This window comes from Chryseobacterium endalhagicum, assembly GCF_016745235.1.
GTDB lineage: Bacteria > Bacteroidota > Bacteroidia > Flavobacteriales > Weeksellaceae > Chryseobacterium > Chryseobacterium endalhagicum.
In genome coordinates this window covers 61,135-75,629 of the sequence record NZ_JAELVM010000003.1, presented here as the reverse complement: position 1 = coordinate 75,629, position 14,495 = coordinate 61,135, and the positions used below count along the sequence as shown (strand labels likewise).

Genomic DNA, 14,495 nt, shown 5'->3' with positions numbered 1-14,495 from the left:
TTTAGTGGGAAACAGATTTCAATCCTACTACAGAACCAATTAAGGTCATCAGGAAAAATATCCTCCAGAAACTTACAGGATCTTTAAAAAAGAAAATTCCCATAAGCGCTGTTCCTACTGCGCCTATTCCCGTCCAGACTGCATAAGCTGTCCCAATAGGAAGGGTTTGTGTAGCTTTGATCAGCAGTACCATACTGATTGTACAGGTCACCAGAAATCCGGCGTACCAGAAATACATCTCAGATCCTGAAGATTCCTTGGCTTTTCCCAAACAGGATGCAAAAGCAACCTCAAATATTCCGGCGATGATTAAAATAATCCAATTCATTTTTTTTGATTTTCTCTCCTGCAAATTTCCACATTTAAAACCTCAAAAAATTTAACAATTGTTAAAAAATGAAATGAAATCCTAATCTCCATCCCTCACTCCGAAACCTCGAACCTCAAAATCATTAACACCGCATCAGGAAATCCCGGAACACACATCACGAAACTCGCACCCCGAACTACTTAATCTCCGCCCGGATCCTGCTCAGGCTCACCTGCGTAATTCCAAGATAAGAAGCAATATGGCCCAGCTGTACTCTTTTAAGAAGATCCGGATTGTTGGTCATAAGGTCTTTATAGCGTTCCAGAGAGGTTTTGAACTGTCTTGAGATAATCAGTTCTTCTGTTTTTACCAATTCTTTTTCTGCAAATTTCCGCCCCCAGTTGGCGATATGAATATCATCTTCAAAAAGCTTTTTTAGATTTTCGGTTTCCAGTACATAAAGATCACAGTCTTCAAGAAGTTCGATGCTTTCATAGCCGGGCTTATTTTCCACATAGCTTTTCATGGAAAGTGCCGTTTGTCCCTCGCTTCCAAACCAGAATGTGATATCATTCTCAGCAGTGGAGGCGTAGGCGCGTACAATACCTTTCCTGATAAAATAAATATAGGGAATGATTTTATCTGCTTCCATCAGACAGAAAGATTTGGGATGGGAAACTTCTGTAATGTGCTGTTTTAAAGCATTTCTGGAAGCTTCCGGAAGAACATAAATGCGGTCGAGGATCTGGTCTATCTCCATGAATTCTTTTGCTGTCAAGTTTTAAGGTATACAATATAAATTTGATCTGTAGAAAATATTTACAAACAGCGTTGTAAATGTTTTTCCGCTTTGGTCACAGATGAATTTTGCCATAAATATATTACTTTTTCAAAGGCTGCACTTACTTTTCATGGAAACAAAACCCAATTAAATTTTGTTTTCACTAACTTTGCAGCCCGGTTCAATATTGAACCTAAAAAATAATATATGCACAAAGCAGGATTCGTAAATATAGTCGGAAAGCCGAATGCCGGAAAATCTACCTTATTAAACCAATTAATGGGGGAGAAACTGGCTATCGTAACGCAAAAGGCACAGACCACACGCCACAGGATTTTTGGAATTTATAATGAAGAGGATTTACAGATCGTATTTTCAGATACACCCGGAGTTTTAGACGCCAAATATGGCCTTCAGGAAAAAATGATGGATTTTGTAAAGGATTCTTTACAGGATGCGGATGTTTTTTTATTCATTGTAGATGTAACAGACAAAGCCGAACCTTCAGAATTTTTAATTGAAAAGCTGAATAAAATTCCCGTTCCGGTACTGCTTCTGCTGAACAAAGTAGATCAGACCACTCAGGAAGGGCTTGAAAAACTGGTAGACGACTGGCACAACAGGATTCCGAAAGCGGAAATTCTTCCTATTTCTGCCCTGAATGCCTTTAACACTGATATTATTCTGCCTAAATTAAGATCTTTGTTACCGGAGAATCCTCCTTATTATGACAAAGAACAGTATACCGATAAGCCGGAAAGATTTTTCGTTAACGAGGCGATCCGTGAAAAAATCCTTTTAAATTATGATAAGGAAATTCCTTATTCTGTAGAGGTGGTTACCGAGCAGTTTAAAGAAAAAGAGGGAATTATTTTCATTGATTCTATTATTTATGTAGAAAGAGATACCCAAAAGGGAATTATTATCGGACATAAAGGAGAGGCTATTAAAAAAGTAGGGACTGAAGCGAGACTGGATCTGGAAAAATTCTTTTCCAAGAAAATTCACCTTAATCTTTTTGTAAAAGTGAAAAAGGACTGGCGTAAAAACGACAGGGATTTGAAAAATTTTGGTTACCGATAAACTAAAACGGCCGGAATTCCGTTCTATTAAAAGATTTTTATTATCTTTAGTCTAAATTTTTAGTAAATGAACTACTTCCAGTCAAATTCCAGCTCACTACCTAAAGATATTATTTTATTTGCAGTGAGAGTGTTTATCGGTTTTGCGATGCTTTCTCATGGTTTTCCAAAGCTTCAGATGCTTTTGGCAGGCGGTAAAATTGAATTTTATGACTTTATAGGATTGGGTCCTTTGGTGACTCTGGTTCTTACGGTGATTGCTGAATTTGCGTGTTCAATACTTCTCATATTAGGGCTTTTCACGAGAGTTTCGCTTGGTTTTCTGATCTTCACAATGGTGGTGGCCGCTTTTATGGTTCACGGTGCAGATCCTTTTGAGAAGAAAGAAATGAGTCTCATTTACCTGTGTGTGTATCTTCTTCTGATGGCTGTAGGGGCCGGAAAGATTTCGGTAGATCACATGATAGAAAAAAGAAAAAGAGCTTCAGACTGGTAGTCTGGTTCAGATAAAATATTAAAAGGTTGTTTCATTGTGAAACAACCTTTTTGTTTCTCATGAAAATAAAATAGATCTTCTAAAAAGAATTTTTTGTAATTCCTTAATTTAACAGCTTAACATACAAAATCCGCTTCATTTTGTGATGCGGATTTTGTATGTTTTTTTTGTCTTATCCTAACCGGAAGACAAAGCTTGAAATTTGTTTTTGGCACCCGTGTCAAGGTTCAAACCTTGACACGGGTATCATCATCCCCGATATCAGCTCTGCATAGTTTATTGACGATAAAAACAAAACAGTCCTCCAGTTCTGGATTTTCATAAACAAATCGGTTTTTGCAACAACGTTTCAAAAAATACACTTTTGGTTTCTTAAAATTCACTAAATTCGTAAAAATGAATTTATATGAAGATAAAACTGACCATCTGCCTTTTGGCTTTTCTCAATTTCTATGAGGCCCAGGAAAATATTACATATCAAAAACCTTCTGCCGAAATCTTAAAACTTGCAGATTATGAAAGACCTCCAAGTGTTCTGATGAACAGCAAAAAAGATTGGGTGGTTTTTACTTATCGTCCTACCTATAAAACCCTGGAAGATCTCAGCCAGCAGGAAATGAAGCTTGGCGGGCTAAGAATCAATCCGGTTACCAATATTTCAAGCAGCGTTACCTATTCAAACAATATCAAGATCAGAAAGATCAATGATAAGAATGAGACTCAGGTGAAAAACCTGCCTGCCAATCCGAAAATTACTTATATGTCTTTTTCACCGGATGAAAAGAAACTGGCATTTACCAATACAACCGCTAAAGGAGTTGAACTTTGGGTAGTGGATATGGAAACTGCTGCTGCCAAAAAAATTACAGCTGATAATCTGAATGCCAATTTAGGGATGCCTTACTCATGGTATAATGATTCTCAGAGTTTCCTGATCAGGACGCTTCCGCAAAACAGACCTGCTCTGATAGATGCAAGCAAGGATCTTCCGACAGGACCGATTGTTTCAACCGCTGACGGTAAAGTTTCCCAGAACAGAACGTATCAGGATCTTCTGAAAAATCCTCAGGATGAAAAAAACTTTGAGGTTCTTACTGCTTCTGAAATTTATAATGCAGATTTAGCCGGAAACCTTAAGAAAGTGAAAGATCAGGATATGTATGCCGGCTTAAGCTTTTCTCCTGACGGAAATTACCTGATGACCACAGTGATCAAAAAGCCGTTTTCCTATATCGTTCCGCTAAGCCGTTTTCCATCAACAACGGTTGTATACGACATGAAAGGAAATGCAGTGAAAACGGTTAATGAAGTTCCTTTGAATGAGATCATGCCTAAAGGATTTTCATCTGTAAGAACCGGAAAAAGAAGTATGACATGGAGAAGTGATGCTTCTGCTACCTTGGTATATGCCGAAGCTCTGGATGGAGGAGACCAGTCTAAAACCGTAGATAACAGGGATGAGATTTTTACGTGGGAAGCTCCGTTCACAGCGGCTCCGAAATCTTTCTTCAAAACAAAACAGAGATATGAAGGCGTAAGCTGGACCAACGATCATTATGCCGTAGTTTCTGAAGGCTGGTATGATACAAGGAATACAAAATCTTATCTGGTAGATCTTAATAACGGAGAATCTAAAGTTTTCGATGACAGGAATTATCAGGATGTTTACAGTGATCCCGGAAATTTCACCACGACAAAAAACCAGTACGGAAGATACGTCATTGATATGAAAGGAGGAAAAACCTATCTGATCGGAGACGGATTTACCAAAGACGGACAGCATCCTTTTATTGATGAAATGGATGTGAAATCACTTAAGAAGAAAAGGCTCTATACTTCCAACATTAAGAACGGTAAAGAAGAAATCATAGATATCCTTAATCCTTCAAAAGGGGAAATTCTTACGACACAGCAGTCTCCAAGCCTGTATCCGAACTATTTTAAAAAGAATATTAAATCTAATAAAGCGGAAGCGGTAACCAATTTCGCCAATCCTTTTGAAAGCATTAAAGATGTATACAAAGAAGTAATCACGTACAAAAGAAATGACGGAGTTACTTTGACGGGAACTCTTTATCTGCCTGCTAATTATGACAGAAAAGCTAAGAAGGAAAAACTTCCGTTGCTGATCTGGGCATATCCTACAGAATATAAAGATAAAAACACAGCAGGGCAGAATACCCAGAATCCAAACGATTTTACATTCCCGTACTACGGATCTTTCGTGTACTGGACAACAAAAGGCTATGCTGTACTGGATGATGCTTCGTTCCCAATTATCGGGGAAGGAAAAACAGAACCGAATGATACCTTTATTCCGCAATTGGTAGCGAATGGAAAAGCGGCTATAGATGCTGTAGATCAGCTGGGGTATATCGACAGAACTAAAGTGGCTGTAGGAGGACATTCCTATGGCGCTTTTATGACCGCTAACCTTCTGACTCATTCTAAAGATTATGCCTGTGGTATCGCCAGAAGTGGAGCGTACAACAGAACTCTGACTCCATTCGGATTCCAGAGTGAGCAGAGAAACTACTGGGATGTTCCGGAGATCTACAACACAATGTCGCCATTCATGAATGCAGACAAAATGAAAACGCCATTGCTTTTGATTCACGGTGATGCAGATAACAATCCGGGAACGTTTACTTTACAGACGGAAAGATATTTCCAGGCTTTGAAAAATCTGGGAGCTCCTGTGAAAATGGTTCTTCTTCCAAAAGAATCCCACGGCTATGCAGCTAAAGAAAATATTCTTCACCTTTTATGGGAGCAGGATCAGTTCCTTGAGAAGTGCTTAAAGAAATAAAATAATTTGAGAGAAAGCCCGTTCATGATTGGAACGGGCTTTTTTTATGTTTCAGGATTGATAGGATTCCAAGTGAATGTTCGCTTTACAAATACTTCAACACTTCATTAATACTTTTCAGTTCCATAAAGTTATCATGTTCCAGATGATGTTCATGTTGTTCATGGCTCCAGGTTATGTGATAAGGAATGTGAGCGGCAGAACCTCCGATTTCCAGTACCGGCAGAATATCTGATTTTATTGAATTTCCCAGCATCAGAAAGTTTTCCGGCCTGCAATCCAGATGTTTCAGCAGTTTCTGATAATCACTTTCTTTTTTATCGCTCATAATTTCAATATGATGAAAGTATTCCTGCAGTCCGGAATTTTTAAGCTTGCGTTCCTGGTCCAGAAGATCTCCTTTTGTTGCGACCACTAAACGGTATTTTCCTTTTAAAGCTTCCAGTGTTTCCGTAACGCCTTCCAGCAGCTCTATGGGCTCCTGAAGCATTTTTTGTCCGATCTCAAGGGTTCTGTTGATCACCTGCATGGATGCTGTTCCGCCTGAAACCTTGCTCACCGTTTCGATCATGCAGAGCATAAAACCTTTTACCCCATATCCGTACAGAGGGAGGTTCTGCATTTCGGTTTTAAATAATTCCTGGGATACGGAATGCTGCGGCAGATAGTCCTCCAGAAGCATACAGAATTCTTTTTCTGCTTCCTGGAAATAAGGTTCATTGATCCAAAGGGTATCATCTGCATCAAAGGCGATGGTGGTTATGTGATTATTCATTTTAGTTTTGTAATTTTCTTTCTGCAAAATTCAGCATAAAAATTCAATCAGAAAAGGACATTTGTCCCGGATAAGCTATGTTACGGACCAATCAGTTATTTTTAAATTATATGGAAGATCTTTACGGGAAACAGGAGCGTAAGGAAGATATTATCATAAAATCATTCTCTGCGGGAGAAAGAATATTGACCCAAAATGAAACGCCTTCCAAAATAATGCTGATCAAAGAAGGAATCACCAAATGTTTTTTCGTTGAAGAAAATGAGAAGGAATTTATAGTTGAATTCCTTGGAAAAGGAGAAATTACAGGAGAAATTGAACTGATCCGGAATATTCCATGTTTGTGCAGCATAGAAACGGTAACGGATGTCACTGTGTATGCGGTATCGATACCCTATTTCAAATCCCTGATTGAAAATGATCTTTCTTTGAATAACCTTTTGCTGGATGTCTTTGCAGAACGTATTGTCAATACCTCCAAAAGAGCATCTTACCAGCAGCTGTATGCGGCAGAACATACTTTAGGCCAGCTTCTTGAACTTCAGGCACAGCAGGAAATTGAAATCTCAAAAGAAGATATGGCCGCTTATCTGGGAATTACGGTGAGAAGCCTGAACAGGACTTTGAAGAATTTGGATAAATAAAATAAAGTAGGGAAGAGGGAGGATGGAAGAGGGAAGTTATTGAGGTCCAAAGGTAGAAATGCAGTATGGTTTTTATTAATTTTGTTTAATCTGTTTCAACAAATTTAAAGGGAGCTGTTTAATAATATCGTCTGATAGTAACTTCCATCCTCCCTCTTCCAGCTTCTCTTCCTCACATTATTTACAATTATTGACTGAATTTCTACTCACAAAAACTTTATCCTCCGTATTTTTGCACGAAATAAAATTGAATCTGTTAAAATGGAATTACAATTCAGGAATGCTGATCTGAAAGATTTGGAAAAAATAGTTGAGATCTATAATTCTACCATCCCTTCGAGGCTGGTGACTGCAGATACTGAAAATGTGTCTGTAGAAAGCCGGATACAATGGTTTGAAGAACATCATCCTGAAACCAGGCCTTTGTGGATTGTTGAGGATGATCATCAAATCATAGGGTGGGTGAGTTTCAGCTCGTTCCATGAAAGACCTGCATACAGCGGGACTGTGGAGATCAGCATTTATCTGGATGCCAGTTGCAGAGGAAAAGGGTATGGCAAAACAATTCTGCAGTATTGTATTGATAATGCCGGAAAATTTGGTGTGATCAATCTCGTAGCCCTTATTTTCCTTCATAATGAACCCAGTCTGAAGCTGTTCAGGTATTTTGGGTTTGAAGACTGGGGAACGCTGCCTGATGTTGCTGTTTTGGATGGGGTTGAAAGGAGTTTGAAGATATTGGGGAGAAGAGTCGGATAATTTGATAATATATAAACGACTTTCGCGAAGCCGGAGGCTTCGCGAAAGTCAGTAATTATTTAGTTTTAAAAGCAGGTTCTTTATCTCTTTCAATATAGATGTAACGGCTTTTTATTCCGTTCTGAAGCATCACTTTCTTTTTGTTGAGTTCTTCAATCGTTTCAATGGTTTCATTCTTAAAAGAGGTTTTCTGACCGTTTTTTATACTTTCGGCTAACGTCCTTGTCGGGTTTTCGTAAAATTCTTCGATGTATGTATTGAACTTCTCATTGGAAATAGGAATAGCAGGTTTTCCGTAATGGGTTTCCACAAACTCTTTGGTATCATATTCCGTAGCCAGTTTTTTATTGCTGATCAGTTTATAGATGAAGTTTTTATCGGTGTCTTCCAGAATAAAGATCAGGCCGGGAAGTCCTCTGAATTTATAGGGGCCTTCTTTAATATTCACTTCATTACAAAACCATGCATTCCAGGTTCTGCCTCCGAAATCGGTAGTGGCTTTTTGAAGTTTGTAGCCGTTATATTCCTGGGTTTCCTGAAGCAGCTTCCAGGTCATTTCGTCATGGGTATTCACCACAAAATATTCAAAGAAGTCCCTGTACCATTTGTTTTTAAATGAATTGGGGGCTCTTTCGATCACCTGGTCGGTTTTGGTGCTGTACCGGGAAACAGCTCTGTTTGCATTTTTATTGATCGAATCATAGTCTGCAAATGTTTTATCATAAAACTTGACAGATTTCGGACTGATATCCAGATTCATAAGATTCTTTCTGTAATCTTCCGAACCGTCTTTCCGGTATTGAAGTTCATAAACAAATCTGTTCGTTTGTGAATAATAAAATGAACCTGCATAAAGCGCGAGCAGGAGAATAATTTTCTTCATGGTTTATTGGTACTGTTGAATAGCGGGGCCAAAAATAGTAAAATATAATAAACAAAAATCGGGTTGCCTGTTGGTAATGCGCAAAGACGCAAATTTCATGACAAAAACATGGTATAAGGCGCAAAGATTTTATCTCCGATAAAATTGAATACCGCCGTCATCGCGAGTAGGAAAGCGGGGAAGGAATTTCACATCCCTTGCTGAAAATCTTCGATTTTCTTGCGTCTTAAATATTAACAAGGCTTCAAGAAACCTTGCGCCTTAGCGATTGTCCAACAAAGTATAAAAACAAGCAAAAAAAAGACGAAGCAATTTCACTATTTCTCTAGCTGAAAATCTTTAACTTTCTTACGCCTTAACAAACATAAATAATTTTGAATTTTTTGCTTAAATTACAAAAAAGACCGCCTCACTTCTGAGACAGTCTTTTGCTTTTAAATATAATCAATAGCGGAGCTTTAATCTCCCAGTTGATCTATTGCTACATTCTGTTTGTACTTCTGCTTAATTCTCTTTGCAGACATATTTAAAAATCGTTTCACCAGGAAAACGGCAGAAACCGTCAGTCCAAGTCCTAAAGCGATCCACATTCCGAATGCTCCCATTTTTAAAGTAACACACAGGAAATATCCCAAAGGAATCGTAATGACCCAGTAAGCAATAAAGGTATAAATTGATGGGATCTTTACATCCTGCAGGCCTCTCAGCATTCCTAATGCAGTCACCTGGATGCCGTCTGATAGCTGGAAGAGAGCGGCGATAATCATTAATTTTGAAGCCAGTGTAATCACTTCAACTTCCTCTTTTTTAGTAAAGAATGTAGGCAGAATGTTTCTTCCCAGAACAAAGACCAATCCGCAGATACACATGAAAATAAAGGCGATTTTCAGGTTATTGATCCCGACTTTTCTTAATTCAACAAAATTCTGCTCACCCAGTTTTCTTCCGATCATTACGGTAGACGCCACACTGAATCCTACACATAAATTGAAGGTAAATGAAGCCATACTCAGTGCGATCTGGTGCGAAGCGATATCATGGGCTGAAATCAGTCCGCAGATAAATGCAGCACCCGCAAAAGCGGTTACCTCAAAGAACATCTGTAAAGCGGTAGGAAGTCCCAGTTTCACCATCTTATCAAACATGCTTTTTGAGAAATCCTGAATTTTCAGTGAGAAGTCTTTGATATATCTTCTTGTCTTTTTCTCTTTCACCAATACCACATAAAGGAATACCACCATGAATATTCTGGAGATCAATGTGGCTAAAGCTGACCCTTTTACACCCATCTCCGGGAAGATCCAGAGACCTTTGATGAAAACATAGTTCAGTACAATATTGATGATATTGGCGATAATCGTTGCTTTGGTAACCCCTATCGTATAGGAAAGACCTTCGGACACTTCACGAAGCGTCTGAAAAGCCATGAACGGGATCATACTGATCGCCATGATACCCAGGAAATCTACCGTATTGGGAATAATTTTCTCAGGCTGGCCGGAATGATAGAGCAGCGGCATACCCAGAAGTAAAACCGCCATTAAAATAATTCCTACCGCCATATTGATCACAAATCCGTGGCTGAAAACGGAATTAATTGTTCCGTGGTCCTGCTTGGAATGCGCCTCAGAAACCAGCGGCGGAATAGCAAATGAAAATCCCAGTGCCAATACAAACACCGAGAAAAACACCGCATTTCCCAATGAAACGGAAGCCAGTGCATCTGCGCCTAAAAGTTTTCCGACAATAATATTGTCGAACAAATTCACTGAGACCTGCCCCACCTGTGTCAACATGACAGGGAGAGCCAGTGTTAGGCATTCTTTCGTATAATTTTTGTTTAAAAAGTTCATAGTATTTTATGATTCATATAGTTTAATACTTAAAATAGTCCAAAAAAAAAATTTGCAGTAAGGCTACTGCAAATTTTTATAATATATTTAATGTTTAATTAAATTATTTCCTTACAAAACTTGCAACATCCTCTTCAGAAACAGTGTTTCCGCCCAGAATAATTAATCTTTCCACAACATTTCTCAGTTCTCTGATATTTCCCGTCCATGAAAGCGATTTAAGCGAGTCAATCGCTTTATCATCGAATTTCTTCATGGCAGTACCATGTTCATCGGCAATCATACCGGAAAAATGCTCAACTAATAATCTGATATCTTCTTTTCTGTCATCCAACGGCGGAACATAGATTTCAATCACAGAAAGCCTGTGGTAAAGGTCTTCCCTGAATTTTCCTTCTTCAATTTCCTTCTGCATATTTTTATTCGTTGCTGCAATAACTCTTACATCAACTTTTATTTCCTTATCGCTTCCCACCGGAGAAACTTTGCTTTCCTGCAATGCTCTCAATACCTTAGCCTGAGCAATAAGACTCATATCACCAATCTCATCCAAAAAGATCGTACCTCCGTTAGCCTGCTCAAATTTCCCTTGCTTGTCTTTAATAGCACCGGTAAAAGAACCCTTTACGTGTCCGAAAAGTTCAGATTCAATAAGCTCAGATGGAATAGCCGCACAGTTTACTTCAATCATTGGACCTCTTGCACGCTCACTTTGGTTGTGGATGGCATGGGCTACCAATTCTTTTCCGGCACCATTGGGTCCTGTAATCAAAACCCGGGCATCAGAAGCTGCTACTTTTTCGATCATATCCTGAATTTTTTTCAATGCAGGAGAATCACCGATCATCTGGTATTTTTTGTTGACCTTTCTTTTTAAGGTCTTGTTTTCAGTTTGGAGATTTTTGTTTTCCTTTTTCAGACTTTCTTTGGCCAAAGCATTCTTTACGCTTGTAATCAGTCTGTTGATGTCGATAGGTTTGGAAATAAAATCGTATGCACCCTCTTTCAGACAGGAAACAGCAGAATCAATATCCGCGTGCCCTGAAATCATGATGAATGTACTTTCCGGTTTCAGAATCATGCTTTGTTTCAAAAGTTCAGTTCCTGAAAGTTTTGGCATCTTGATATCAGAGATCACCAGTGCGAAATCTTCTTTTTCTATCTGTTTGTAGCCTTCAAGGCCATCTTCAGCGATAACAAATTCGTAATCGGTAAGTTCATCAGAAAGAATACTGTGTAATACTCCCGAGATTGCTTTTTCGTCTTCTACAATAAGGATTTTTTGCATAGTTGCAAATTTAGATTTTTTGATTCAATTATTAGCAAAAACCATACCTAAATATACTATTTTGAGTAATCTCTCCTGCCGAAAATAGCGGATCCAACCCTCACAGAATTGGCACCGCATTCAATGGCTGTGGGGAAATCATCACTCATTCCCATCGATAAGGTTTCTAAGCTTTTTAACTGATTTAATTCATCAAAAAGCTGTTTTAATATTAAAAATTCTCTTTTTATCTGGTCTTCATCATCCGTAAATGTTGCCATTCCCATGAGTCCTTTAATCTCAACATTCGGAAACTCTCCATCTATATATTGCTGGAACAATGTTTTTGCATCCTGAATTTCAAGTCCGAACTTGCTTTCTTCAGCAGCAATTTTCACCTGCAAAAGAACTTTGACCGTTCTGCTGCATTTTCCGGCTTCCTTACTGATCTCGGCAAGCAGTTTTTCTGAATCCACACTTTGAATGGTATCAATGAACGGAGCAATATACTTTACTTTATTCGTCTGCAGATGTCCGATCAGGTGCCACTGGATATCCTGAGGCAGGAGAGGGTGCTTCTCCATAAGCTCCTGAACTTTATTTTCACCAAAAACTTTTTGCCCCAGATCATAAACCTCCTGCACAGCCTCAACCGGATGCGTTTTGGAAACCGCCACAAGCTGAACATCGGCCGGAAGCTGATTTTTTATCGCTGTATAATTTTCTTTAATATCCATAAATGCAAATTTCTGAATTTTAAAAGCAAAAAACTAATGAATGTGTAAAATTGTTTGAGGTTCGAGGTTTAAGGTTGATGGTTGCAGGTTAATGCATCGTACTGCTTAAGTTGATTTGATAAATTGTTACACTGTTACACTATTAGATTGTTACATTAGTTAAGTATATCATTGATCTTCGGGTATTGCGAGATCTTCCTAAAAACAAACTTGTTGCTTTTCTGAAGCTTTTCAATGAACAGATCCAGCTCGTTGATAGAGTCGGCGTCTCTCAGATATTGATCATGGGTAAGGAAAACAAGGTGTCTTGATGTTTTTTCCAGATCGTTCAGGAAGATGCTGTCTACTTTTTTGATCATCGCTTCGTGGCTTCCTTTTAAAGTCATTTTTTGAGAAGGTCTCCATTCAAGATCCCATCCGATTACTTTATAGCCTGCTTTTTGAAGACCGTTGGCAGCATCGGTAGAGCTCTTAATATCAGTAACGGTGATGTTATTCAGTCTCCAGATATTTCTTCCGGGAGTTCTGGCTATTTTATCCGAAAGTTTCAGGCTGTCTTTGGCAATATCGAAGTCGTGGACTACGGCATCTGCGTTTTTATAAAAATCCGTGTATTTGTTATGTGCATGACTGAAACTGTGATTGGCCAGCTCAATAAGCGGATTGCTCTTTAGAAGGACCAGATCATCTTTCTGTTTCTTGCTTCCGTAAGCATGTTTTCCAACAAGGAAAGCCGTAGCGCACACATTTCTTTTGTTCAGGATTTTAAGAAGGTTTTCCGTTCCCTGGTTAGGGCCGTCATCAAAAGTAAGATATATAATTCTTTTATCCGATTCTACCTGCTCATCATCTATTTTGGGGACCGTCTGTACGGTGGGATGTTCCTGTGGAGCTCTTTTTTCAAGCTCTTTCACGTCAGCTTTGCCATTGCAGCTGTTGAAGATAATTGAGGCCGCACTCATCAATGCAGTCATCCCAAGAAAAGTCTTATTTATTGACTTTTCCCCAAAAATGTTTTTCATAAAGATAATGGAGTTTAAATCGTTAAAAATTGTTAAAATAACTTCCAAAATGTTAACAAATTATATGCCAGTCTCAGTAAAAATTTTACTTTTTAATTTTATTTTAAGGTCTTTATTATTAATGGATTTTTGTGTTTTCGAATGCTTTTCGGATTATGCATTCTTATTCTTTTGTTTTAACATTTATAAATGCGGAAACAATAGCTTTTCTCTATTTTTATTGAAGTTATTGTGTTTTTCCTTTTTCCGGGAATTATTTTATTTGCATGAATTTGTTTGTAGAGAATAGGGAAGTTTTCAATAAGAGAATTTCTATAATGGTGGATGCTTTAAGGGAAAATAGCAATCTATTCCAAAATTTCTTTTAAATAAAGAGCATTTTTAACAGCAGCAGTTCCCCACGTATTATTGAAAAATATAAATGATTTTCTTCCGGAATGTTTAATTTTTTCTGCCAATGCATTAAGAAAGTCCTCACTGTATTCAGATTTATAAAGAACGGGCTTTCCGTGAAGTCTGTAATATAAGATGTCCGGATGATTGATGATCATTTCTTCAGAAAGATTTCCGGGAAAACTGACTCCGGAAAAGACAATGTTTTTTTCTTTTAAAATATTGAAAACCTCTTCTGTCCACCAGGATTCATGACGGAATTCAATCACATTTAAGTAATTGAAATCCAGATTGGCCAGGATAAGATCAATATTTTCCTGTGAATTTTTGAACGAAGGCGGAAACTGATACAGAAATCCTGAAAGTTTTTCTTTCAAATGGTCCTGAATATGAGTACAGAATGCTGAAATATCTTCCTGAGCATCTTTCAGGCGTTTTTCATGGGTAATGGCTTTAGGAATTTTGATGAAGAACTTAAAGTTGTCCGGTGTTTCATCATGCCATTTTAAAAGTGTTTTTGCGGTAGGCTTCCGGTAAAACGTAGAATTGATCTCCACCGCATTGAAAGCCTTTGAATATAAAGTAAGAAAGTCTTTACTTTGGGCATTCTCAGGATAAAGCGACCCTTTCCAGTCGTTATTATAAAACCCCGAACATCCAATGTAAAGACTTCCTTTTTTCATG

At 38.2% G+C, this 14,495-nt stretch carries 14 protein-coding genes; 5 read left to right on the top strand and 9 right to left on the bottom strand.

Annotated elements, in window-relative coordinates; all coding sequences use genetic code 11:
- Position 1: 1 nt before the first annotated feature.
- Positions 2-328 (bottom strand): DMT family transporter, encoded by a 327-nt coding sequence (locus tag JET18_RS16105; RefSeq protein WP_202092701.1) that lies wholly within the window; start codon positions 326-328, stop codon positions 2-4.
- Between the two features lie 178 nt (positions 329-506).
- Entirely contained in the window at positions 507-1,070 is a 564-nt protein-coding gene (locus tag JET18_RS16100; RefSeq protein ID WP_202094332.1) for a Crp/Fnr family transcriptional regulator, read from the bottom strand.
- Positions 1,071-1,298: 228 nt separating this feature from the next.
- Here JET18_RS16100 and era point away from each other — a divergent pair, with 228 nt between their 5' ends.
- The 3 genes from era (at position 1,299) to JET18_RS16085 (ending at position 5,478) form a co-directional block, all read left to right on the top strand.
- Positions 1,299-2,174 (top strand): GTPase Era, encoded by an 876-nt coding sequence (gene era, locus JET18_RS16095; RefSeq protein ID WP_202092699.1) that lies wholly within the window; start codon positions 1,299-1,301, stop codon positions 2,172-2,174.
- Positions 2,175-2,240: 66 nt separating this feature from the next.
- The gene (locus JET18_RS16090; protein ID WP_202092697.1) at positions 2,241-2,669 is read left to right on the top strand and encodes a DoxX family protein; all 429 of its coding nucleotides are present in this window, start codon (positions 2,241-2,243) and stop codon (positions 2,667-2,669) included.
- Between the two features lie 406 nt (positions 2,670-3,075).
- A complete protein-coding gene (locus tag JET18_RS16085; RefSeq protein WP_202092695.1) occupies positions 3,076-5,478 on the top strand; it encodes a S9 family peptidase in 2,403 nt (800 codons plus the stop codon).
- An 85-nt stretch (positions 5,479-5,563) separates the two neighbouring features.
- Here JET18_RS16085 and JET18_RS16080 read toward each other — a convergent pair whose 3' ends face one another.
- Complete coding sequence (locus JET18_RS16080) at positions 5,564-6,253, bottom strand: HAD family hydrolase (RefSeq protein WP_202092693.1); 690 nt, start codon at positions 6,251-6,253, stop codon at positions 5,564-5,566.
- A 77-nt stretch (positions 6,254-6,330) separates the two neighbouring features.
- On the opposite strand from JET18_RS16080, the gene JET18_RS16075 reads away from it, so the two are divergent.
- The gene (locus JET18_RS16075; RefSeq protein ID WP_202092691.1) at positions 6,331-6,897 is read left to right on the top strand and encodes a Crp/Fnr family transcriptional regulator; all 567 of its coding nucleotides are present in this window, start codon (positions 6,331-6,333) and stop codon (positions 6,895-6,897) included.
- A 261-nt stretch (positions 6,898-7,158) separates the two neighbouring features.
- Positions 7,159-7,656: a GNAT family N-acetyltransferase gene (locus tag JET18_RS16070; RefSeq protein ID WP_202092689.1), complete on the top strand. Its 498-nt coding sequence runs from the start codon at positions 7,159-7,161 to the stop codon at positions 7,654-7,656.
- Between the two features lie 55 nt (positions 7,657-7,711).
- Here the strand turns inward: JET18_RS16070 and JET18_RS16065 are convergent, their stop codons facing one another.
- The 6 genes from JET18_RS16065 to JET18_RS16040 all read right to left on the bottom strand — a co-directional run bounded on the left by JET18_RS16065 (position 7,712) and on the right by JET18_RS16040 (position 14,494).
- A complete protein-coding gene (locus tag JET18_RS16065) occupies positions 7,712-8,539 on the bottom strand; it encodes a GLPGLI family protein (RefSeq protein ID WP_202092687.1) in 828 nt (275 codons plus the stop codon).
- Positions 8,540-8,997: 458 nt separating this feature from the next.
- Entirely contained in the window at positions 8,998-10,392 is a 1,395-nt protein-coding gene (locus tag JET18_RS16060; protein WP_202092685.1) for an MATE family efflux transporter, read from the bottom strand.
- Between the two features lie 103 nt (positions 10,393-10,495).
- The gene (locus JET18_RS16055) at positions 10,496-11,680 is read right to left on the bottom strand and encodes a sigma-54-dependent transcriptional regulator (RefSeq protein WP_202092683.1); all 1,185 of its coding nucleotides are present in this window, start codon (positions 11,678-11,680) and stop codon (positions 10,496-10,498) included.
- A 56-nt stretch (positions 11,681-11,736) separates the two neighbouring features.
- A complete protein-coding gene (locus tag JET18_RS16050; protein WP_202092681.1) occupies positions 11,737-12,396 on the bottom strand; it encodes a YggS family pyridoxal phosphate-dependent enzyme in 660 nt (219 codons plus the stop codon).
- Between the two features lie 155 nt (positions 12,397-12,551).
- Positions 12,552-13,418, bottom strand: a complete 867-nt coding sequence (locus JET18_RS16045) for a polysaccharide deacetylase family protein (RefSeq protein ID WP_202092679.1) — start codon at positions 13,416-13,418, stop codon at positions 12,552-12,554.
- Between the two features lie 347 nt (positions 13,419-13,765).
- Positions 13,766-14,494: a DUF72 domain-containing protein gene (locus JET18_RS16040; RefSeq protein WP_202092677.1), complete on the bottom strand. Its 729-nt coding sequence runs from the start codon at positions 14,492-14,494 to the stop codon at positions 13,766-13,768.
- Position 14,495 lies beyond the last annotated feature (1 nt).